Annotated in this window: 15 protein-coding genes; 4 read left to right on the forward strand and 11 right to left on the reverse strand. The window is 41.1% G+C overall.

The features are described from left to right. Positions 1-52 precede the first annotated feature (52 nt). Positions 53-766: a YebC/PmpR family DNA-binding transcriptional regulator gene (locus SJY38_RS07355; RefSeq protein WP_004587809.1), complete on the forward strand. Its 714-nt coding sequence runs from the start codon at positions 53-55 to the stop codon at positions 764-766. Positions 767-839: 73 nt separating this feature from the next. Beyond that, positions 840-2,135: a protein kinase gene (locus SJY38_RS07360; RefSeq protein WP_377109505.1), complete on the forward strand. Its 1,296-nt coding sequence runs from the start codon at positions 840-842 to the stop codon at positions 2,133-2,135. A gap of 69 nt (positions 2,136-2,204) precedes the next feature. On the opposite strand, the gene gap is transcribed toward SJY38_RS07360, so the two are convergent. The 5 genes from gap to glk form a co-directional block, all read right to left on the reverse strand. Continuing rightward, complete coding sequence (gap, locus tag SJY38_RS07365; RefSeq protein WP_029773117.1) at positions 2,205-3,209, reverse strand: type I glyceraldehyde-3-phosphate dehydrogenase; 1,005 nt, start codon at positions 3,207-3,209, stop codon at positions 2,205-2,207. A gap of 10 nt (positions 3,210-3,219) precedes the next feature. Next, the gene (gene eda, locus SJY38_RS07370; protein ID WP_004587806.1) at positions 3,220-3,840 is read right to left on the reverse strand and encodes a bifunctional 4-hydroxy-2-oxoglutarate aldolase/2-dehydro-3-deoxy-phosphogluconate aldolase; all 621 of its coding nucleotides are present in this window, start codon (positions 3,838-3,840) and stop codon (positions 3,220-3,222) included. Positions 3,841-3,874: 34 nt separating this feature from the next. Then, positions 3,875-5,725, reverse strand: coding sequence for a phosphogluconate dehydratase (gene edd, locus SJY38_RS07375; RefSeq protein WP_029773525.1), 1,851 nt, complete (start codon positions 5,723-5,725; stop codon positions 3,875-3,877). Between the two features lie 325 nt (positions 5,726-6,050). Next, the gene (locus SJY38_RS07380; protein WP_024034047.1) at positions 6,051-7,064 is read right to left on the reverse strand and encodes a LacI family DNA-binding transcriptional regulator; all 1,014 of its coding nucleotides are present in this window, start codon (positions 7,062-7,064) and stop codon (positions 6,051-6,053) included. 34 nt (positions 7,065-7,098) lie between these two features. Next, positions 7,099-8,091 (reverse strand): glucokinase, encoded by a 993-nt coding sequence (gene glk, locus SJY38_RS07385; protein ID WP_377109506.1) that lies wholly within the window; start codon positions 8,089-8,091, stop codon positions 7,099-7,101. 279 nt (positions 8,092-8,370) lie between these two features. Here glk and SJY38_RS07390 point away from each other — a divergent pair, with 279 nt between their 5' ends. Further along, a complete protein-coding gene (locus tag SJY38_RS07390; RefSeq protein WP_054982417.1) occupies positions 8,371-9,387 on the forward strand; it encodes a LacI family DNA-binding transcriptional regulator in 1,017 nt (338 codons plus the stop codon). A 108-nt stretch (positions 9,388-9,495) separates the two neighbouring features. On the opposite strand, the gene SJY38_RS07395 is transcribed toward SJY38_RS07390, so the two are convergent. From SJY38_RS07395 to SJY38_RS07420, 6 genes are all read right to left on the reverse strand, one after another. Further along, positions 9,496-11,907, reverse strand: coding sequence for a glycoside hydrolase family 15 protein (locus SJY38_RS07395; RefSeq protein ID WP_377109507.1), 2,412 nt, complete (start codon positions 11,905-11,907; stop codon positions 9,496-9,498). A gap of 9 nt (positions 11,908-11,916) precedes the next feature. Continuing rightward, positions 11,917-13,416: an MFS transporter gene (locus SJY38_RS07400; RefSeq protein WP_377109508.1), complete on the reverse strand. Its 1,500-nt coding sequence runs from the start codon at positions 13,414-13,416 to the stop codon at positions 11,917-11,919. Next, positions 13,409-15,268, reverse strand: a complete 1,860-nt coding sequence (locus tag SJY38_RS07405; protein WP_377109509.1) for an alpha-amylase family glycosyl hydrolase — start codon at positions 15,266-15,268, stop codon at positions 13,409-13,411. The genes SJY38_RS07400 and SJY38_RS07405 overlap by 8 nt, the downstream gene beginning before the upstream one ends. Before the next feature lie 88 nt (positions 15,269-15,356). Then, the gene (locus SJY38_RS07410; RefSeq protein WP_377109510.1) at positions 15,357-17,213 is read right to left on the reverse strand and encodes a glycoside hydrolase family 13 protein; all 1,857 of its coding nucleotides are present in this window, start codon (positions 17,211-17,213) and stop codon (positions 15,357-15,359) included. After that, the gene (locus tag SJY38_RS07415; RefSeq protein WP_377109511.1) at positions 17,213-18,706 is read right to left on the reverse strand and encodes a tryptophan halogenase family protein; all 1,494 of its coding nucleotides are present in this window, start codon (positions 18,704-18,706) and stop codon (positions 17,213-17,215) included. Before SJY38_RS07415 ends, SJY38_RS07410 begins: the two co-directional genes overlap by 1 nt. Before the next feature lie 115 nt (positions 18,707-18,821). Next, positions 18,822-21,623 carry a TonB-dependent receptor gene (locus SJY38_RS07420; RefSeq protein ID WP_377109512.1) on the reverse strand — a complete coding sequence of 934 codons (2,802 nt, stop codon included), beginning with the start codon at positions 21,621-21,623 and terminating at the stop codon, positions 18,822-18,824. Between the two features lie 653 nt (positions 21,624-22,276). On the opposite strand from SJY38_RS07420, the gene SJY38_RS07425 reads away from it, so the two are divergent. Continuing rightward, on the forward strand, positions 22,277-23,902 hold the full coding sequence (locus tag SJY38_RS07425) for an alpha-glucosidase family protein (RefSeq protein WP_096739693.1): 1,626 nt from the start codon (positions 22,277-22,279) through the stop codon (positions 23,900-23,902). Positions 23,903-23,979 lie beyond the last annotated feature (77 nt).

The following is a 23,979-nucleotide window of genomic DNA, read 5'->3' on the forward strand; positions in this document are numbered from 1 at the left end:
TACGGCCTTGCAATTTTATTCAATAATTTACATATATTAAGGCGAAACGCAGATGGGAAGAGCTTACCAAAACAAAAAAGATTCAATGGCTAAAACTGCGGGTGCTAAAACTAAAGTTTATTCTAAGTACGGTAAAGAAATATACATTTGCGCTAAAAATGGTGGCGTAGATCCAGATGGTAACCTTGCGCTGCGCCGTTTAATCGAGCGCGCTAAAAAAGACCAGGTACCCGCACACGTTATTGAGCGCGCAATAGACAAAGCCAAAGGCGGCGGCGGTGAAGATTACGCAGCCACACGTTATGAGGGTTACGGCCCTGGTAACTGTATGATTATTGTTGACTGTTTAACCGACAACAATAAGCGTACGTTTGCTGATGTACGTATTTGTTTTACCAAAGCAAACGCTAAAATAGGCGCACAAAATTCGGTATCACATTTATTTGATCACCTCGCTATTTTTGTTTTTGATGGCGATGACGATGAAGCTGTACTAGAAGCCCTTATGATGGCCGATGTTGATGTAACAGATGTAGAAGTAGAAAACGGTAAAGTGACGGTTTTTGCACCACATACAGAATACAACAACACCCGTACAGCGCTTGAAGAAATGGGTATTACAGATTTTGACGTAGATTTAATTTCGTTTGTACCACAAGTTGAAGCCCCTATTGAAGGTGAAGACGTAGAAGTAATGGAGCGCTTTTTAGCCATGCTTGAAGATTGTGACGACGTGCAAAACGTTTACCATAACGCGCAATTTTAAACTTTACTAAACGTATTTACTTTAAGCCAACAGCGATGTTGGCTTTTTTATTTTAAAAGGCTTGTGAAAATTTATGAATACCCTTGCAGAGCTTAAGTCTGGTAGGTTGAATGGTGTTACTCGCTTACAACTCGTAGAAGGCTTAACTGAGTTTCCTTTAGAAATTTTAACCCTTGCAGATACCTTAGAAGTACTCGATTTATCAAACAATAATCTCACTACACTGCCAGATGAGTTTGCATGCTTAACAAAGCTTAAGCGGGTGTTCTTATCGTTTAACCAATTTAAACATATACCTAAAGTACTCGCTAAGTGCCCTGCTTTAATTATGGTTGCATTTAAAGGCAATCAAATAACAGAGTTTGCACTAAACAGCTTACCTAAAAATATTGAATGGTTAATACTGACCGATAACAAATTAAGCGCATTGCCAAGTGACTTTGGTAATTACACACAGCTTAAAAAGCTCGCCCTTGCAGGAAATAACCTAAAACAACTACCCGCGAGTATGGCCTCTTGTACTAATTTAGAGCTAGTTAGGCTCTCTGCTAATAACCTAACAAAACTTGATAATTGGCTATTAGAACTCCCCAAACTTGCTTGGCTTGCCTTTGCGGGTAATGCATTTAATAAAGCTCAGTGCTTAACTAACAGTCGTTTACAAAACACGCCACTTGAAAATTTTGAGCTTAAAAAAGTAATTGGCCAAGGTGCATCGGGCATTATTCATTTAGCTAAAACAGCACAGCACGATGTGGCGGTAAAATTATTTAAAGGGGCAATAACAAGCGATGGCTACCCACTTGATGAAGTAAACTGCTGTTTACAAGCAGGCTATCATAAAAACTTAATTAACGTATTAAGCTACATAGAGCAAAGCACACAGCTTGGTTTAGTTATGGAGCTAATAGATACACGCTTTACTAATTTAGGTTTGCCGCCAAGTTTAGAAACCTGTACGCGCGATACATTTAATGACGGTTGTAATTACCCTATTGAAGCTGTTTATAAAATAGCAAAACAGATGGCAAATACGCTAACTCACCTACATGATAATTACGTAAGCCATGGCGATATTTACGCCCATAACACCATGATCAACGAGCAATACGATGTTTTATTTGGTGATTTTGGTGCTGCAACAAATTTAGCCATGCTTAGCGAATATCAGCAACAGCAAATACTGTTAGTAGAAGTACGTGCTTTTGGTTGCTTAATTGAGGACTTATTAAGCACTGTTAGCACTGCAGATAAGCAAAACGAACTGTTTAATAAAATGTCCGATATAGCAGCGCGTGCTATAAATACGGATATTGCATCGCGCCCTAGTTTTAAAGAGCTAAGCGCTTTATTAAACGAGTGGGTATAAATCGATCAAAATAAAAAAGCCTGCATAATGCAGGCTTGGTTGGATAAAGCTAAACTTTTACAGGGTCAATTATAAGTACTGACCTAATGCTTTAACTTGGTCTAACATGCGGTTTGAGAAACCCCACTCGTTGTCGTACCAAGCCATTACTTTAACTAGTTTGCCATCAGCTTTAGTTTGCGTTGCATCAAAAATTGATGACGCAGGGTTGTGATTAAAATCAATAGAAACAAGCGGAAGCTCGTTGTACTCTAAAATTTCTTTCATTGAACCTGTTGCTGCGGCTTTCATTACTTCGTTGATTTCTTCAGCTGTTGTTTCGCGCTTAGTAATAAACGTAAAATCAACTAAAGAAACATTGATAGTAGGTACACGTACCGACATACCGTCTAATTTACCCGCAAGCTCAGGAAGTACTAAGCCAACAGCTGCAGCAGCACCTGTTTTAGTTGGGATCATAGACTGAGTTGCACTACGTGCACGGTATAGGTCTGGGTGATAAACGTCAGATAAGTTTTGATCGTTTGTATAAGCATGAATTGTAGTCATGCTACCTTGCTCAATACCTACTGTGTCGTTAATTGCTTTTGCAATTGGCGCTAAACAGTTAGTAGTACATGATGCGTTAGAGATAATGTTGCTATCAGCGTTAATTACGTCGCTGTTAACACCATGTACTACCGTTGCATCTAAATCTTTACCAGGAGCAGATACAATAACTTTTTTAGCACCTGCTGTAATGTGCTTAGCTGCGTCTTCACGCTTAGTGAAAAAACCAGTACATTCTAAAACGATATCTACGTTTAACTCTTTCCACGGTAAGTTTGCAGGGTCACGCTCTTGAGTCAAAGTAATTACGTCATCACCAATCAGCATAGTGTTATCTGATAACGTTACTTTTTGAGAAAATTGACCGTGAACTGAGTCAAATTGTGTTAAATGCGCATTTACGTTAGCCGGTGCTAAATCGTTAATTGCTACAATTTTAATTTCACTGTTTTGTGCTGACTCGTAAAGTGCACGTAATACGTTGCGACCGATACGGCCATAGCCATTAATTGCTACATTAATCATTTTTAGACTCCTATTTAACTTCACTTGCTTGTCGAGCAAGCGCTTCAATGGCTTGCCAGTCTTTGTTTTCAATTAGTTGCTTATCTAGCATCCACGTACCACCAACACAAATAACGTTATTAAGCGCTAAGTAATTAGGGGCTGTTGCTAGGCTAATACCACCGGTTGGGCAAAAAGTAATGTGCGGCAATGGCCCGCCAATCGACTTAAGCATTGCCGTTCCACCTGCAGCCTCTGCAGGGAAGAATTTTAAGTACTTAAAGCCATGGCTTGCTAACTGCATTACTTCGCTTGCAGTTGCTGCACCCGGTAAAAAAGGGATGTCTGAATCTTTAGCTAATGCTAATAATTCATCACTTACACCTGGGCTTACCATAAAATCAGCGCCTGCTTCTACTGAAGCATCAAAGCTAGCTTTATCAACCACTGTACCTGTACCAACGTAAGCTTCTGGAACTTCTGCTTTCATTAGTTTTACAGCTTCCACTGCAACAGGCGTGCGTAGCGTAATTTCAAGGGCTTTTAAGCCACCGTTGTATAACGCTCTAGCGAGTGGTGCTGCATCTTCTAGTTTTTCGATTACAACCACTGGCACCACAGGTGCCGACGCTAAGATTTTTTCAATACTCATTACTTGTTCCTCATTACCCAGTGTGTGGCAATTATTATTCAAGTCCAAAAGCACTCGCACCTAAATCGGCGCTGCTTACAATATTTCTAAATCCAGTAAATAACTCTCGGCCGGTACCAAAGGTTAAGCTTGGTTGGCTAAGTTGTAGTTCACGCTTAGCAAGCTCTTCGTCGCTAACATGTACTTTTAATATTCCGTTTGGCGCATCCAGGGTTACTAAATCGCCCTCAAGAATTTTTGCAATAATGCCACCTTCAACAGCTTCTGGCGCTAAGTGAATAGCAGCAGGCACTTTACCTGATGCGCCCGACATACGGCCATCAGTCACAATAGCTACTTTAAAGCCTTCGTCTTGAAGTGTTGCCATTACTGGCGTTAATTTATGCAGCTCTGGCATACCTTTCGCTTTAGGGCCTTGCTCTTTAAGCACGGCAATAAAGTCTTGGTTTAACTCGCCACGGCTGTATGCCTCTTGCAGTTCGCCTTGAGAGCTAAATACTTTAGCTGGGGCTGTTACTACTTGATGCTCAGTGGCTACAGCAGAGACTTTAATGACTGCTTTACCTAGGTTACCTGTAAGTAGTTGTAGGCCGCCTTGCTTGCTAAATGGATTGCTAATTGGACGCAGTACTTCTTCATCGAGTGAGTTTTCTGGGCAATCTACCCATTTCACTTTTGAAGGGCCTGTTGAGTTGCTCATAATTAAGCTGTCGTCTTTATCTAAACGCGGCTCCATCATGTAAGGCGCTAAACCTTCACCAAGCATTGTTTTAACATCAGTATGCAAGTAACCTGCGCCGGCTAATTCACGCATTAAGAAGCCCATACCGCCCGCGGCTTGGAAATGGTTTACATCGGCTGAGCCGTTAGGGTAAATACGCGTAAGTAGTGGTACAACTTCTGATAAATCAGACATGTCTTTCCACGTTACTTGAATACCCGCCGCTTTTGCGATAGCAACAATATGAATAGCGTGGTTAGTTGAGCCACCTGTAGATAGCAAGCCAACTAAACCATTAATAATGGTTTTTTCGCTGATTACATCTGCTAAACACGGGCTTTCTTTATCATCTGTAAGCTGCTTAAGCATGGTTTCTACAGCATTACCTGTTAAACCATCGCGAAGCTCAGTGTAAGGGTTAATAAACGAGCTACCTGGAAGGTGTAAGCCCATTATTTCCATTAACATTTGGTTTGAGTTAGCAGTACCGTAAAACGTACAAGTACCTGCGCTGTGGTACGAGGCGCTTTCAGCTTCAAGTAAGTCTTCACGGCTTACTAAACCTTGTGCAAATTTTTGGCGAATACGTGCTTTTTCTTTGTTAGGAATACCAGATTGCATTGGCCCAGCAGGTAAAAAGAATACCGGTAAGTGACCAAAAGATAAGGCACCAATTAATAAACCTGGGACAATTTTGTCACATACGCCTAAACAAAAAACGCCGTCAAATACGTCATGCGATAGTGATACCGCAGTAGACATAGCAATTACGTCGCGAGAAAAAAGCGATAATTCCATGCCGTCACGCCCTTGCGTAACGCCATCACACATTGCTGGCACACCGCCTGCAACTTGGGCAGTGGCGTCGTACTTAGTAGCAAGGTCTTTAATTAAATCTGGGAAATCTTTGTATGGCACATGGGCCGAAAGCATATCGTTATATGAGTTGATAATAGCAAGATTTGGCTGCTCATCAGCCTTTAAGCGCGCTTTGTCGTCGCTGCTACACGCAGCCATAACGTGAGCGATGTTTCCGCAGCCTAGCCCGGCACGGACTCTTGTTTGTTTTTTTGCGTGCGAAATACGATCTAAATAATCTTGACGGGTTTGTTTACTGCGTTCAATAACGCGTTGGGTGACTTCTTCAATGCGAGGGTGCAACATAATTTAGCTCATCTCTATTAGTTAGAGGAAAAAGGCTCAGTAGCAATTACAGACTCCACGTAAATAACTGCACTGAGCATCTTTGATTTACCCGTTCAAAGGTACGCTACCAGGGAGCCTCTCACAACAACCCTGACACCGGTGTCACTGTATTAACGCATAGCATTGACACCGGTGTCAACCCTGAGTAACAAAAATAGTGTAAAATTTTAACGTGACCAATTAATGACCATGCTAATTTTAGTTTATTTGCTAAAATCCGCACAAAAAAAACCCGAATTAGCGTCACTCAAATTCGGGTTACTGTGAAAAACAAAAAAGGGGGTTATTTTATTGCAGCAGTAGACTCGCGGGTAATTAAGCGTGATTCTAGCGTTACCTGATACGGCTGCTCTTGTGGCTGCGAAATATGCGATATAAGCTGCGTAACAGCTTGTTTAGTCATTTCTTCTACAGGTTGTGCAATAGTCGTTAAGCCCGGCCATATATGGCGTGCAATTGGTGCGTTATCAAACCCTGCAATAGAGATATCATCGGGTACGCGTAATTGGCGCTGTGTGGCAAGTTTTAATACCGCCGCCGCCATGTAATCGTTTGATGCAAATACCGCTGTAGGACGTGGCGATAAATCTAAAATGCTGCGCGCACTGTCTACACCTGAGTGATAACTAAAGTTACCCTCTTCTACTAAGCGCTCGTCAAATTCTATACCGTGGCTTGCCAACGCTCGTCTGTAACCTTTAAAGCGCTGTTGCGTAGCACTGTGATCAGGGTGGCCTTTAATAAAAGCAATCGACTTATGACCAAGCGAAATTAAGTGCTCGGTTATTTCATAAGCGCCCTGCTCGTCATTACTGCGCACTGAAATTGAATCATCTTCTAGCAGTGCCGAGGCAACCCGTGCATAGGGTATTTTTTTAGCTTTTAAAAAATTAGCGAGCTTTTCAAAATCACCAAATGGCGGGGTAAGTACTACGCCATCTAAACGCGAGGTTTGTAATAACTGCTCTATATCGTTAATTAAATCATCGCCACGTAATTCACACGGGTGTATTAGTAAGTTGTAGTTATTTTCTTTACAGGCAGCAAGCGCACCCGTTTGTACGCGAGTTATATAACTTTTACTGGGGTTGTCGTATAAGCAGCCAATAATAAAGCTGCGATTTTGCGCAAGTCCGCGTGCTATTGGGTTAGGCGTGTAATCAAGCTCTTTAAATACTTTAAGTACTTTTTCGCGCGTAGCTGCACTCACGTTAGGCTCATTATTTAAAACCCGCGACACGGTTTTTTTAGAAACGCCTGCATGGCTTGCTACGCTATTTATGGTTACTTTTTTCATTTGTTCATTATCCAAATACAACCATTAAGCAAATTTACTTGCTGTTATATAAACACGCACCCGCCCCAATTAGCGGTATGTTATCTTGTGTTACTAAAGTGACTGGAATTTGCCCTGCATATTGCGACATAACACCTTTTTGCGAAAAACGCTCTACAAAACGGCTTTCAAGTAATCGCGTTTGCATACGCGGTAAAATACCGCCGCCTATAAATAGGCCACCTAATGCGCCGTATACTACCGCTAAATCGCCTGCCACACTGCCTATCCAATCACAAAACTGATTAAGCGTTGCATTGCACACTTCACACTCGCCACTGTTTGCAAGGCTACTAATTTGTGCTGCGTCTAAATTTTTAGCTGTAACCCCTTTCACGGCTGCCATTGCTTTGTATAAATGAGCAATACCTGGGCCTGAAAAAACAGTTTCTATAGATACATGAGGGTGCTCTTTACGAAGCTCGTTAATTAATAAAGCGTCTAGCTCGTTTACAGGAGCAAGCGACATATGCCCGCCCTCAGAGCTTAACACTGCAGTTGACTGCGCTGTACGCACTAAACACGCAGCACCAAAGCCAGTACCTGGTCCCATAACACCAATATTTGCATTTGCATCGGCTTGACCAGGCTTAATAGTAATATTTTGCGTTGAGTCTAAATAAGGCGCTGCATAGGCAAAAGCAGCAAAGTCATTAATTACTTCTAATTGTGTTAGATTAAAATGTGCTTTAAATTCACTAACACTAAAATGCCAACCCAAATTGGTTAAATGCACTTGGCCTGCTTTTATAGGGCCTGCAACAGCTAAACATGCCTGAGTTGGCGTAACATGAGGAATCGTTGTTAAGTATTGTTCAAGTGCGCTTTCTAATGAGCCAAAATTAGCACTGGGAAATATGTTAATATGCTCAATAACAAATTGGTTAGTTTGCTCATTAAAGTCGGTAATTAATGCAAAGCGCGCATTGGTGCCACCAATATCGGCAACTAAGATAGGGTTAAACTGGGCAGAAGAATTTTGGCTCATGGTATTATCTCTTTTGTGTAAGCGGCTTATGCTTATTATTTTACAACAGCTATGCGTTGTTATTTATACACTTTGAGCTATCACCTCAAAGTAGCTATCACAGTAAAAAAGGCTGCTATATAAAATAGCAGCTAATACGTTTTGACAACAAAATGATAAAACATTGGCATTATGACACCGGTGTCAGGATTAGATCAATAATAAATCGCAAAAAGCTTGAAATAATTCACTAATAGTCGAAAATGACACAATTATTTAGCATTTAATTAAGTTGTATCAATGAAAGGTAAAGCCACCTCATTTGACATTGCCCATTATGCAGGGGTTTCACAATCAACTGTATCTCGCGCTTTACGTAACAGCCCCCTTGTTAATGAAGAAACACGCAAACGCGTCCACGACATAGCAAAACAACTTAACTATAAAGTTGATAAAAATGCCAGCAACTTACGTACTCAGCAAAGTAGTACCCTTGCGCTATTGTTGTTTGAAGACCCAACATCAGATGAATCACAAATAAATCCATTCTTTTTATCAATGCTGGGCAGTATTACTCGTGCGTGTGCAAAAGAAGGTTACGACTTATTGGTATCGTTTCAATCAGCTAGCGCCGATTGGCAAGCCGACTACGAAGACAGCCACAGAGCCGATGGCATTATTTTGCTCGGCTATGGTGATTACATAGACTTTCAACCAAAATTTAAAACCTTGCTTGACCAAAACACTAAGTTTGTATGCTGGGGCGCCACAGTAGATAACCGCCCAGATCTTACTGTATGCTGCGACAACTACGGCGGGGGCAAACTAGCCGCTGGCCATTTAATTGCCCATAACCGCACCGATTGCGCGTTTATCGGTGATGCATCTGATCACAGCCCAGAATTTTTTGCCCGCTTTCAGGGGTTTAAAGATGAGCTACTTACTAATGGTATAACCATTAATGAGCGAAAAATGGCCAATGCTATTTCAACTGAAGAGTCTGGTTATCATGCTACACGCTCACTTATTGCTAATAACATAAAATTTAACGCCTTATTTGCCGCCAGTGATTTAATTGCCATTGGTGCAATTCGCGCTTTAAAAGAAGCTAATATTAATGTTCCTAACGAAGTGGCCGTGGTCGGTTTTGATAACATAGCCATTGCAAGCTACATAAACCCACCGCTTACAACCATAGCGCAAGACACCACCGTCGCAGGGCAAATGTTAGTAGAGAACTTACTTAAATTAATACGCGAAGAAGAGGTGCAAAGCACCCTTTTACCGCCGGTATTAATTGCCAGAGGGTCTAGTTAAGAATTTATCACTCAACGTCATTGTGCTTACTAAGCATAAACACCCCGTTTAGATACAAAAAAGCCACGGCTGTTAACCGTGGCTTTAATTTTACATTTTGAACTAGCCTTATTTTAAAGCTTTCTCAACAACTGGGTAATGATCCCAAACTTGTTTGTCGCTCAGTGAACGAACTAATTTAATATACTCGGCATGAGTCCATGCCAATGGTGTTGCTGAATTAGTCCCCTCGCCTAGCTCATAACCTGCTTTGTTAACCCCTACACCATCCCATACTTGCTCTGGTAACATAAGGCCATTATTAGCAAATTGCTCTAAGCCTTTTACATAGCTGTTTTTAATTTGCGCCTGTTTAGCATCATCCAGAGCGTTGTTTGCATTAGCTGCTGCGATTTCGTAATGCCCGCGCTCACCGGTGAAAAATGGCCATACACGCCCACGTTGGCCAGGTGTATTGCTGCCACCCTCAGCATAGTTTGTGCCTTTAACTTCATCTTCACCGTAACCATCATTGCCATAGCGGCGGTAGCCAGCAAAAGTGCCGCTGCCATCGTCAAAGCTAAAGCTGTATTTAACTTGTAGGTTATCTTCTAGTGTTTCGTCGTCATACTCAGGTAGTGTTTTAACTATGCTTTCATCATTTGCACCGCGTACACCATAGCGTACTAGCTCTAAAAACCCGCCATCTAAAATTTGCTTTTTATTAAACCCTTCGCGGCCATTATTAGCGTTAATTTTAGTGTTTGAGTTTGCATCGGTATCTTGGCCTATGCGAATAAAGTATTCGCCATCGCTATTTTCGCCTTTTAAGTTACCTTCGGTAGTAAACATTTGCGATTCAATATCGCTGCTGTATTTTTTAGCCGTGGCAAGGTAGCGCTGCGCGTTTTTATCATCGCCACTAAGCGTTGCGATATCACTTGCGGTAATAAGGCCTGCCACTATTGCCGCAGTTGTAGATGGCGAATAACCGCTTTGCTCTTCCCAGCGCTCTTGTTGTGTTGCCGGAGGTGTAATTTGTGTGTCGTTCCACAAAATTTTAGCAAGTCCCCCCTCGACTAAAAAATCTGCCGCTGGTTTTAACATTTTGCCGTACCAGCTTTTTAGCTCTTCATCGCTAAGTACGTTGGCTTTATGTAACTTCCATGCCAGCATGATAGGCATAGCAGTTTGATCAAGCTGTACTCCTACCCATTCTAACTCACCATCGACGTGTGTTTTTTGTAAAAACCAGCCTGTATCGCCTTTATTACCTGGTGTTTTGCTGTTTACTTGCACTTTTTCAAGGTATTCGAACGCTGTTTTTGCTGTGGCAGTATCGCCAAGCGCCATAAATGCCATGGCTACTTGATAAAAATCGCGCACCCATACCGCTTTATAACCCGTAGAACCTTCTTTGGCTGAAACCGTTTCGCCCCATGGGTTAGATAAAGAAGCAATTAATGCCCCTGCGTGTGTTTTATCTTCTTGTGCTTTTAATACCATGGCACTGGTGTATAAAAGCTTACCGTTATCGGCTGTTTGTTCAACCATGGTATTAAGCGGTTTTAGGCTTTGTAGGTAATCTTCCCAGCCTAGCGCTTCACCCTTGCCATTGTAGTGATCGAGCACCGCTTGGTAGCCTTTAGCTAAGCTTTTTTCGCCTTGCTTTATACTTTGCTGCTGCGTTTTACCAAAGCTCAGGGCTAAATCAAAAGTGGTATTTGCAGTTATCTCGCCAAGCTCTGCAAGCATGCTCACATTACCAGCCGTTTCGCCAGTATTTGTGTATTGGGTAGTTATAGATTGCGTAGTTTTAAGTGCATTAATGCCGTCACTTTTTCCTGTAAACCCAACTGTTTTTGCTTTAAATGGTGATGCGGATTGAAGTGATAAATAGTTATCATCTTCCCATGCTACAAGCCCTTTCTCTGTTGTTTTAGCAAAGTCACCTAAGCCGTTATTATTAATGTACGGATTAACAGACACATACGCTTTTAGCCCTTCAAGCTCAGTATTAAATATGCTGCGTACAAACAGGGTTTGCCCATCTGGGTCAGTAAATATGTGTTTTTCTAGGCTAAAGCGGCCTTGTTTATCAGTGCTTGTTACTTTATAAGCCAGCGATAACGGGCGACCTTGTGCATCTTTATGCAAGTAATCAATGGTGACATTTAAATCATCCGCTTCACTAACGGTAAAATCTTTACCTGTTACTATAAATTGCATGTCTTTTATTTGTGCTTGGTGAATAAGCCCAAACATGGTTTCGGTGATCATACCTTTAGCTATTGAAAACCATACTTTAGACACATCCCCCGTTGCAGCTGCATCAGTGTATTGGCCGTTTTGGTATTGCTCGTATGATGTACCAATACCTGTTTTACCCGCATAAGCCCAAAAAGGCTGTGCGCCTGGGGCGCCTGGTGCCGATGTAACCTGTGCTGTGGTACTTTCGTTAGTCGTGCTTGTGTTTTGAGCGCCGCAAGCCGTTAAACCTAACGTTAAAAGAGAGGCGGTTATAAGGTTATATTTTTTCATTGTGTGTCCTTAATGAGAATTTTTAACGCGCATTACTGCAACAGCAGCAATAACAAACGAAGCTGCACCAATTAATAATGCGTAAATAGGCTGATTAGAAAATACGTGGCGTAAAATAAGCCCTAAAACACTGGCGGCAAGTAACTGAGGTATAACTATAAAAAAGTTAAAAATCCCCATATAAACGCCCATTTTGTTACTCGGTAGTGCGTTACTTAACATGGCATACGGGAGTGATAAAATAGACGCCCACGCAAACCCTACGCCTATCATAGGTATAAGTAGCATTTTAGGGTCTTGTATAAACATAAAGCTTGCAAGACCTAACGCGCCAAGCAATAAATTAAAGCAATGCGCGCCTTTTAATCCCATTTTTTTAACTAAAAACGGAATACACATAGCGGCTATTGCGGCAAATCCATTGTAAGCGGCAAATAAAATACCCACCCAGTCAGCACCATCGTTAAATGCTTTAGAAGTTGCATCGCTACTACCATAATGAAAGCTTGTTACTGCAGCGGTGGTATAAATCCACATAGCAAATAAAGTAAACCAGCTAAAAAACTGCACCCAGGCAAGCTGCTTCATGGCCTCTGGCATAGTAAATACATCTTGTACTACTTGGTAAAAACCACCTTGGGTTTTATTCGCACTTTTAAGCGCCGCTGCAATCCACTGCACAATACCAAAGGCTAATAAACCACCAGCAAGTAGGTATAATTCTTTTTCAAGGGATAAGCCCATGACTAATGCAAGAGTTGCTAAACCCAGTACCACAAAAATAATGGCTCCTTTATTAAAGTTAATATCAACCACTTTGCTTGTTGTAGGTTGAGCGCTTTGCTTTTCAAAAGCCGCTAATTGCTCAGGGCTATATTCTTTAGTACGAGCTACGGTCCAAAGCACGGCAACAAGTAACACCACCCCGCCCCAATAAAATGAGTATTTAACAGATTCAGGAATTTGCCCTGGGGCTGCGGTATTACTAACATCAAACCAGTTGGTCATCATCCATGGTAATGCTGAGGCTAACACCGCCCCAATACCAATAAAAAAGCTTTGTAAGCCGTAACCTGTCGCGCGTTGTTTTTCTGACAAGTTATCACCAACAAGTGCTCTAAACGGTTCCATGGTTACGTTGATTGACGCATCCATGATCCATAACATACCCGCGGCAATCCAAAGCGTTGGTGAATGCGGCATAATAAATAGTGAAAGCGTTGTTAAAACTGCGCCTATAAAAAAGAACGGACGACGACGACCAAAGCGCCCCCACGTTTTATCGCTCCAATAGCCTATAATAGGCTGAACAATTAAGCCTGTAAGTGGGGCTGCAACCCATAAAATGGGAATATCATCAACTTGTGCGCCTAATGTTTGAAATATTCGGCTCACATTGCCGTTTTGCAGGGCAAAACCAAATTGTATGCCTAAAAAGCCAAAGCACATGTTCCATATTTGCCAAAAACTTAAATTTGGCTTATCGGTATTATTATTTTGATTATTCATTATTAGCCTTATTTGTTAATACTGCGCTGCTAAATGCATCAAGTGTTAGGTTAAATGTAGCGCCTTGCGGGTGAGCTTTAAGCTCGGTGGTGTGATTTTCAAGTAAATCATTTAATAGCGTATTTTCACTCACTGCACCTAATTGTGCCTTTGATAAATTAACCGTAACTGTTTGTGGCTGCTCGCTAAAGTTACTTAACACGTATACACTTTGCTGGCCTAAAGAGCGGGTAAAACCAACAACACGTTCACTTCCAACAAGGTTAAGTGCCGACATTTCTCCGCCTACTACAGCAGGTAAACTATTCAGTGACATAACCGCTTTGTAGTACTCACGAAGTGCTACTTGCTCTGCGGTTAAGTTAGCGCCATCAAATTTCCCATTATTCATCCATGCTTGGTGCGCTGGCACGCCAATGTAGTCAAAAATGCTGGTACGTGTCGGCGCTCCAAACCCCGCGTTTTCAGAGCCATCTTCTCCCACATCTTGAGCAAAATATAAAAGTGTTGGCGCGCGGCTAATTAAATTAGAAACAACTAAAGCAGGTTTACCCCACTGGGCATTACCTGCAAAGTCTGGGCTTGCGATTCGTTGTTCGTCGTGATTTTCTAAAAAATGCAGCATGTGTTGCTCTATATCGAGCACACTTTGATGCGCATCAAAAATACTATTGGCAGGTTGTTTAAGTTGCATTATCGCTTTTAAGGTATCGTAAAAGCCGACTTTATCGTAAAGATAATCCATTTTACCTTGCTGAATATAGGCACGGTACATTAACGGGTTATATACTTCGGCCAATAAAAAGGCATCGCTTTTTTGCATTTTTATTGACGAATTTAAAAAGCTCCAAAATTCAACCGGTACCATTTCGGCCATGTCGTATCTAAAGCCATCAACGCCTTTGTCTAGCCAAAAAAGTGCAATGTCTCTAAATTTGTACCAGCTATCTGGTAGCTCTTTATCTTGCCAAAACGCATAATGAGCACGGTAATCCTTGTCTTTGTAATCGTTTGGCAGCTGAGCAAAATCGTAGCTACCATCAGGCTTTACGCCATAATTTACTTTTACTGTTTCGTACCAATCGTTAATATCTGGTTTTGGTGCACGGGCACCGTTACCTGTCCATTTAGCAGGTGTTTCATCAAAAAAGCCATCCGCAAGTGGGTGAGCCTTTCCCCCTAACACGGTATAAGCTGTAGAAGTAGGCACTTGAAATGACTGCCCAGGCACATAATAAAAGTTGTTATTTTTATCGTACGTTTTACTGGTGTCGTCTTGTGCGCCGAAATCCTCTACGCCTTTAGGCTTTCCAAGTGATTGATAATTTCGGGCAACATGGTTAGGCACTATATCAATAATGACTTTCATACCGTGGCTATGTGTACGTTCAATAAGCTGGCTAAACTCTCCCATGCGGTTTGTTACATTAACGGCTAAATCGGGGTTAACATCGTAGTAATCTTTAATTGCGTACGGTGACCCTGCGCGGCCTTTTACTACATCGGGGTCATCTTGTGAAATGCCGTAGTCGGTATAATCGCCCACTAACGCGTGGTGTAATACACCAGTATACCAAACGTGCGTGGTACCTAGCTCTTTAATGCCTTTGAGGGCTGCATCGTTAAAGTCGGCAAATTTACCTACGCCGTTTTGCTCTTTAGTGCCCCATGGCACATTGGCTGTTTCGGTATTACCAAACAAACGGGTAAATACTTGATATACAACCGGCTTGGTAAGCTCATTTTGCGTGTGGGCAGGTGCTTGCTGTTGTTCAGGTTTGTTATTTTCTGAACACCCTGTAGCAATAAGTGCACTACACAGTACTGCGGGTACATAAACTGATTTTTTCATTGTGTGTCTTTTTTGTCAGTATTGTTATTAACTTTATACTAAAGATTACTGCAGTAACCATACAGTTGCTGCATACGTATTCAGGTCACTATTGTGGCGTATTTATAACGAGTACCGTTGCGCTCATCGCTGGTAATTCAATGGTTTTGCCAAGCTTTTGTGTTTTTTGAGTAAATAAATTAAATGCTGTTGTGCTGTTAGGCATTACCTCTTGCATATACTCAATATTTTTTTGTAGCGTTTGTGTGTTTTTATTCATAAATACCAACACTGTTTGCTCATCGCTAATACGCGCATAACTATAAACCCCTTGTTGAGGCGTAAAATGTACAAGCTTTCCTTTATCTAATGCTGAGCTGTTTTTTCTAAAGTTAAGCAGCGTACTGATGGTGTTATGCATCTCTTTTTGCTGTTTTGTTAAGCCCTCTTTGGTAAAGGCATTACGAGTTTGCCCTTCAAACCCGCCGGGGAAGTCGATTCTAATATCACCATGGTCTTTACTTGGGGTGTTATCTAATAGTACTTCCGTACCGTAATACATTTGCGATATGCCACGTGTGGTTAAAAACAAGGTCATCGCCATTTTTGTTTTGGCTACATCTTGGCCAAGCTCAGTGTAAACACGGCTCATATCGTGATTATCGGCAAATACCATAATGTTATTTGTATCAGGGTATAAAAAGTCATTAGCTAACGATTCATATACTTTAACCCAACCCGTGTTCCAGCTTTCATCTTCATTTAGCGCTTGAATTACCGATTCTTGCAACGAAAAGTCCATCACGCTTGGTAAGCTTGATGTATAGCCATCTTGGTTATGCTTTCCACGTTGCCAGTAAGAGGCAATAGCAGGGTTAGACGTCCACTCTTCTCCAACAATATTAAAGTCTGGATACTCTTGCATTATGGCTTTTGTCCAATCACTCAAAAATGCTTTATCTGAATATGAGTAGGTATCAACACGTATGCCGCTTAAACCGGCGTACTCTATCCACCAAATCGCATTTTGAATTAAGTATTCACTTAACAGTGGTTGGCGCTGATTTAAATCAGGCATGGTTTCTACAAACCAGCCATCGTTAAACTGGCGCTTATCGTATTCACTGGCGTGTGGGTCTTGTATGGTTTGGCGCGCATGGCTGGTGGCATTTTTGCCTTTATTAAACTCACCATTGAAGTTAATCCAATCTTTAGTTGGCTTATCGTTAACCCAAGTATGCTCAGAGCCAAAATGGTTAAGGACCATATCCATTACCAGCCCTATACCCTGCTCTTTTGCTTTTACTGATAACGTTTTGTATAGCTGGTTTGAGCCCATTCGTGGGTCAACCTTATAAAAGTCTGTAATTGCATAACCATGATAAGAATAGTTAGGCATGTTGTTTTCAAGCACAGGCGTTAGCCATAGCTGTGTTACGCCTAAGTCGTTTAAATAGGGTAGCGCGTTTATAACGCCCTGAATATCACCACCGTGGCGCCCACCTTTTATACTCGGGTTTGCCGCTTCTAACATGCTTGGGACGGTATCGTTTTGTTTATCACCATTAGCAAAGCGATCAGGGTTAATTAAATAAAGCGTATCAGCTGATGTAAACCCTTTACGCTGAGCGCTGTTTTTATCTCGCTCAAGAAGTGGAAACTCAAAGTTATTGCTTGTTTCGCTGCTATTAAATTCAAGCGTTCCGGCTTTAGCGTCGTCGGTAATGGTAATATTTAAAAATACATAATTTGGATTGTCGGTACGGGTTACTTTATTTAACTTAACGCCGTTGTATTTAGCTAATTTAATTTGCTCGTTTGCAATGTTTTGCTCATGAACCATGATGGTGATCGTGTTTTTGTTCATGCCAACCCACCAATTAGCTGGCTCGACGTCAAGTGCGTAGCTAATGGTTGGTAAAGTACAGGCACTTACAAGTAAAAGTTTTTTTAAAAGTTGCATCATCAGGCCTTTTTAATTTTTGCTAAAAAATCTTTATGAGTGGGTAATTGATCTACCGTTGAGGTAATAAGCGTTTTTAGTGTTGAGAATAAATCGTTTAGTTGTTCACTACTGAGTGAGTCAACAATGCTGTTGTAATCTTCGGGGATAAGCCCTTGGCCAATAAACACCTGTTGCCAGGCAACTTCGGCAAATAATTCGTCGTTTTCGCGCACTACTTTGCCGGTTTGCTTAAATAATTTGAGCTTATGGGCCAATGAGTCAGGAATGTCCATTTGCTTACATTGTCGCCAAAATGGGGAGTCTTCTCGCGCTGTTAGTGTGTAATGCAATATTATAAAATCACGAATGTGCTCTATTTCTATCACGCTTTGCTTATTAAATTCAGTAACTAAAGCTTCGCTTATGCCATTGTGTGGAAACAGCTTTATTAAACGAGTTACGGCACTTTGTATTAAATGAATACTCGTAGACTCTAACGGCTCTAAAAAGCCACTGGCAAGGCCAACCGATACCACATTTTTATGCCATTGCTTTAACCGCCGCCCTGTTTTAAATTTAATTACCCGCGGCTCAGTCATTGGCTCAGCGGGTAAATTATCTATTAATAACTGCGTTGCCGCATCGTCAGTTAAATAACGACTACAATACACCAAGCCATTACCTATTCGGCTTTGCAGTGGTATTTGCCACTGCCAGCCTGCGCTGTGTGCAATTGAACGCGTATAAGGTTTTAGCTCGCTAGTACCTTGAGACTGCACCGCCACGGCACTATCACAGGGTAAATAATGAGACCAATCGACAAAACCGGTGTTAAGGGTTTGCTCTATGAGTAAGGCGCGCTGGCCTGTAGCGTCTATAAAAAAGTCGCCATTAATCTGCTGTGTGTTACCAAGGGTTAATGATTTTATATTCCCTGATAGAGGGCATTGTTCTACCTGCTCTATTTTGGCATCAATATGCTCAACACCGCGTGATGTTGCGAGGTTTTTTAAAAACTCAGCATATAACGTTGCATCAAAGTGATACGCATAACTCAAGCCAGGCAATTGTGTATTAGGTATGGTATTTAAAGGTGCAAATTTATGCTGTTTAGCCGCTTGGTAGTTAAGAGAAAAATCCCATAAGCTTTCTTCTGCACCGCTAATATGCCCTTTTACCCAAAAATTGTAAAAATCGCAAAAGGGGAAGTCTTTCCCAAATGAGCCAAAAGCATGCATGTAGCTATGAGAGGGGGTTTTCCAATTTTCGAACTCAATTCCTAATTTTATAGATGCATTTGTAGCGTTTATAAAATCTTGCTCGTTTATACCCAATGCGTTATTAAGCTGAATAATAGGCGGAATTGTTGCTTCACCCACGCCTATAGTGCCAATAGTACTTGACTCAATAAGGGTTATTTTAATTACTTTACCTAACACTTTATTAAGCAAGGCGGCTGTTATCCACCCTGCCGTGCCCCCGCCTGCGATTACGACGTGTTTTATTGGTTTCATATTATTGTCCACGTTTACAGTTTAAAGCTTTGTTAAGTTTGATAAAATTTAAATAAAGTAGCTATAAAAAAGCCCTTGTAAAACAAATTACAAGGGCTCCTACACACAACCTTTATTATAGCTTGTAGCTAAAGCCTAACAAGTAAGTACGACCGTAATCTTGGTAGTCACGAACTTGTAGCGCGTTATCGCCAGAAAGCGATGTAAACGGCTCTTCTGTTAAGTTTTGAACTTGGAACTGAATTGATAACCCTTCAAGGCTTTCAACACCGGCCTCACTAAAGTCGTAACCAGCTTGAATGTCCCAAATTGTTTCGCCTAGGATATCCACTTGCTCGGTGTTAAAACCTAAACCGTATACATCACCTTTAAAGGCACTACGTTTTCGCATGCTGGTACGCAGTTGAATACCATTCATTTCGTAGTAAACCGTTAAGCTTTGAATTTTGTCAGACAGGCCCGGTAGCTCGTACTCATTACCGTTTTGATCTTCAATGTCTGATTCAATACCGGTATGGCTTGCAATTAAACCAAAGCCTTCAAGTGACGGGTGGAAAATTTTAAATGGCAATGCGAGAGATAGCTCGTAACCGTATAGGTCGCCGCCACCGCCATTTACTTTACCACTACCAGTCCCTTCAGATGTAGCTGGGATTTCACCTGTTGAAGGGTCAGCAACGCCCGACATATCAATTTCGTATTTACCATCAAAAATCCACTGGGTTAAGTCTTTATAGAAAAATGCAGCAGAGAAGTAACCTTCATCACTAAAGTAGTTTTCGTACGTTAAATCGTAACCAGTTGCTTCTTTTGGCTCTAAATTAGGATTACCACCGGATACAGACCAGTAGTTACCATTTTCATCCTGTGTAGTATTGTAAGATGCGTCAATAGATGCATTCATTTCGTCTAAACGTGCACGAGAGATTGTTTTAGCCGCACCAAAGCGAACTGTTTGTTGCTCATCAATCGCAAGTGATAAGTTTAAGCTTGGTAATACGTGTGAGTAATCGTGGCTAATATTGGTAGGTGATGCCACCACAATATCATCAACAGTGTTAAATGCATTACCCTGCGATGACTGGTCGGTATGAACATAACGTACACCCACATTACCTGTAAGTGCTAAGCCGCTTACTTCGGCATTAATATTAGCCTGTGCAAATACTGAGGTAATTTCTTCTTTTACCGTCCACGATTTTGTTAAATGGCTCGTATTCGTTAAGCTTTCATCTAACAAGCTGTAGTAACCGTCATTTACTAACCCATTAACATCGTAAGCAATCATGTCACCCATGCCAATAAAGCCTAGATCAACGCTACCCATGCGATATTGCTCTGGCACAGCTAGCATGCCAGGATTATCAAGCGAAAAGCCAGATAACGTCATAAAGAAACCTTGCGAATCTTTTGTTTTTTCACGCTCTTTATAAGACATACCAAACTCAATTGAGCTGAAGTATTCGTTTTCTAATACTTTTGATGCAGCTAGCTTTAACGTAGACAGCTCATCTTCAATCGTTGGTGCATTTATGAATCCATCCTGTGCCTGATCTTTATAACCGGAAATGTCATTTCCATCAGCATCAATTAAACCATATTGATTATTTAAGGCCTTACTTGCGCCCCACGATAAAGGACCACCTAATTGAATAAGGCTGTAATCACTATAATCTAAGTCATGAGTAAACGTAGCACCTGTATTACTACCATTAAAGGTGTAACCTAAATTATCTGCAACACCACGTGAATCACCGCGCCCTGTACCTGAGTAACTTTCAAGGCTCCACACTTTACGATCTACATGCGAGTAACTTGCATCAAATTCAACTGACCATGAATCGTCAATATCGTATTTAGTATTAAAACCAAACGCGGTTAATTCTGCTTCACGCTCTTCGTAGTCATTACGAACAACAACTCGTTGACCTTCGGTAACGGCACTCGTAATAAAACCAGATTCCTGATCTATTACGAATGAGTCTTCGTCCCGTGCACCTTGCCCCCATGCAAATGGAATTTCGATACCACGTAAGATTTTTTCATCTGTAAAATCTACATATAATGCATCAAACGTCATATTTAGTTTGTCAGTCGGTGCAGCTTCTAGTACGAGCATGGCTGAATCACGTTCAAGTGTCGATGAACGTACAAATGGTTTTGCACCACCTAAAATTGAATATGTTTGGCCACCTACTTCTCTTTCGGGGTAGCCCCAAGCGTTCCAACGTTTTTCTTGGTTTGGTGAGCTCATTGAAGTTAAGGCAAATGCAACACCTATGGTGTCATCAGCAAACTGATCGATGTATGAAATAGTACCGCGGTAACCATCGTCGTTACCGTCTGGGTTTAGTTTATCAAAGCTGGTTTGCTCGTATTGGCCATTAACTTGAAATACACGCTCGCCTTTACTTAAAGGACGCACGGTTTGCATGTTAATAACACCGGCAATACCTTCTGCTTCGATACTTGCGTTTGGTGTTTTATATACCGTAACGCCGCTCATAATTTCTGATGGGTAAAGGTCAAACTCTACGCCGCGGTTATCACCAATAGATACCTGTTCACGGCCGTTAAATGTAGTACCACTTTCGTTTTCACCAAAACCACGAATTGATACTCTGCTTGCGCGACCATCTAAACGCTGCGCTGTTAAACCAGGTAAGCGTGCAATAGACTCAGCAATTGATGAGTCAGGTAGTTTACCTATATCTTCTGCAGAGATAGATTCTACAACCTGTGTAGAAAAGCGTTTTGTGTTGATAGATTCAACAACACTGCCACGAAAGCCTTTTACTTCGATAACCTCAACGTCATCATTTTTAACTGTATCTTCTTGCGCTGCTACAGAGGTAAAGCTTGCTAAACCTGCAGTTGCTAATGCCAAAGTTAATATACTTGGTTTGAACATAGACATGATGTTTTTCCCGTTACCCATATTGTGATACCCGCTTCTTTATTTGAGTGATAGTCAAACAGGCGAGCTAATTTTGTTGTCAGCATCAATATTAACGCTCGAATTATTTTATTAACAACTTTATGCATACGTATTCAGTACTATGCAAAACGCTAAAAGTTAACAATGAGTTCACAAATAAAACTTTAACCTACTGTTTTAAAAAGTTTTATTTTGGTGCAACTTAGTGATTTATTATCATTATAAAAATACATCAATTATTTAACTGAAATCCCTTTGTCATCGTTTGTAAATAGCGTTAATTAAAGGTTTTTTATAAATTTACACGCATATCTTTTGTAAAGATTACCAGATTAAATTGGTCTGACCAAGGAGTGGAATCACCAAAGCTGTGCAGCCCTTTAAAAATAAGCACCAAAATAGTCAGTTGTTTTAGTTACACATAAATAAACATGATTGGTAAAAGTGCTGCAGCGGTTTTTATGCGTAACTTTCTGCTTAGCTAAAACCGCTTTTATGTAAGTAAATTAGCTGCATACGTATGCAGACTTTTTACAGAGCAGCACCCTTCACGTATGCTTTTTGAAAATTTAGTGATTGTTTCAATCAAACTAATAACAATATAAATACTGTGTGGAACGACGGAGAAAAGCATGGCCCAACAGCAGTGGTATAAAGGTGCGGTTATTTATCAGGTTTACCCGCGAAGCTTTCAAGACAGCAATAACGATGGTATTGGTGATCTTAAAGGGATAATTAATCGCATTGATTACATTAAAAGCTTAGGCGTTGACGCTATTTGGATTTCTCCTTTTTTCAAATCTCCAATGAAAGATTTTGGCTACGACATAAGTGACTATCGCGATATAGACCCCATATTTGGTGACTTAAACGACTTTGATGAGTTAATAGATCAAGCACATAAACGCGACATTAAAATTATTATTGACCAAGTGTTAAGCCATACATCAGACCAACATCAATGGTTTTTAGATAGCCGCGAAAACCAAAACAATGATAAAGCTGACTGGTACGTATGGGCAGATGCTAAAGAAGATGGCACAGCGCCTAATAACTGGTTATCTATTTTTGGTGGCGGTGCTTGGCAATGGGAGCCTCGTCGCGGTCAATACTATTTACATAACTTTTTAACCGAACAGCCTGATTTAAACTTTCATAACCCAGATGTAAGAAAAGCTGTTTTAGAAAACGTAGAGTTTTGGCTTAAAAAAGGTGTAGATGGTTTTAGATTAGACGCTATTAACTTTTGCTACCACGATGCACAATTACGTGACAATCCTGCAAAGCCTAAAGATAAACGCCAAGGCCGTGGCTTTAGTGAAGATAACCCATACGCGTTTCAGTACCATTATTATAATAACACCCAACCAGAAAACATTGAGTTTATGCAAGACATACGTGCACTACTTAATAAATACCCGGGTACTGTATCACTTGGTGAAATTTCATCGGAAGATTCATTGGCAACAATGGCAGAATATACCCAAGGCGGTGATAAGCTGCATATGGGCTATAGTTTTGAGCTACTCACTGATGATTATTCAAGTGAATACATAAGAGAAACCGTACAGACTCTAGAGCAACGCATGACTGAAGGTTGGCCGTGCTGGGCGTTTAGCAACCACGATGTAGAGCGTGTTGCGAGCCGCTGGAGCCAAAATGGTGAAATAAACCCAGCACAATGCAAAATGCTTACTGCTTTATTAGCTTCTTTGCGTGGTAGCGTATGTATGTACCAAGGTGAAGAGCTGGGGCTAGGTGAAGCCTCTGTAGCATTTGAAGACCTACAAGACCCATATGGCATTACCTTTTGGCCAAACTTTAAAGGTCGCGACGGCTGTAGAACGCCAATGCCATGGGAAGGTAACAACACACAAAACGCAGGATTTAGTGCTGCTAAACCGTGGTTACCGGTTGATAGCGCGCATACGCAGCAGGCTGTGTCTGTACAAGATAAAGATGCAAACTCTATACTTAATGCTTATCGTGAGTTTATGGCATGGCGTAAACAGCATACTGTGTTATTAGCAGGCGATATTAAGTTTATTGATACTGCTGAGCCTATCCTCGCTTTTTACAGAACGCTAAACGAGCAAACTATGTTATGTGTGTTTAACTTAGCTGATACCAATCAAACATTTGAGTTGACTAAAACAGTGACTGAGGCGCATGACTCACTATCTCATTGTAATGCTACTTTAGATGGTAATAAGCTAAACATGAATGGTTTTGACTGTTACTTTGCTTTTGTAAAATAAGAATGCCCTGACGTATGATGCTCAAAAGCCCGATTTTATCGGGCTTTTTTGTGCGCTCAAATAGTGGGGCTGCTATA

It is taken from the genome of Pseudoalteromonas sp. R86517 (genome assembly GCF_042466295.1).
GTDB classification, from domain to species: Bacteria; Pseudomonadota; Gammaproteobacteria; order Enterobacterales; family Alteromonadaceae; genus Pseudoalteromonas; species Pseudoalteromonas atlantica.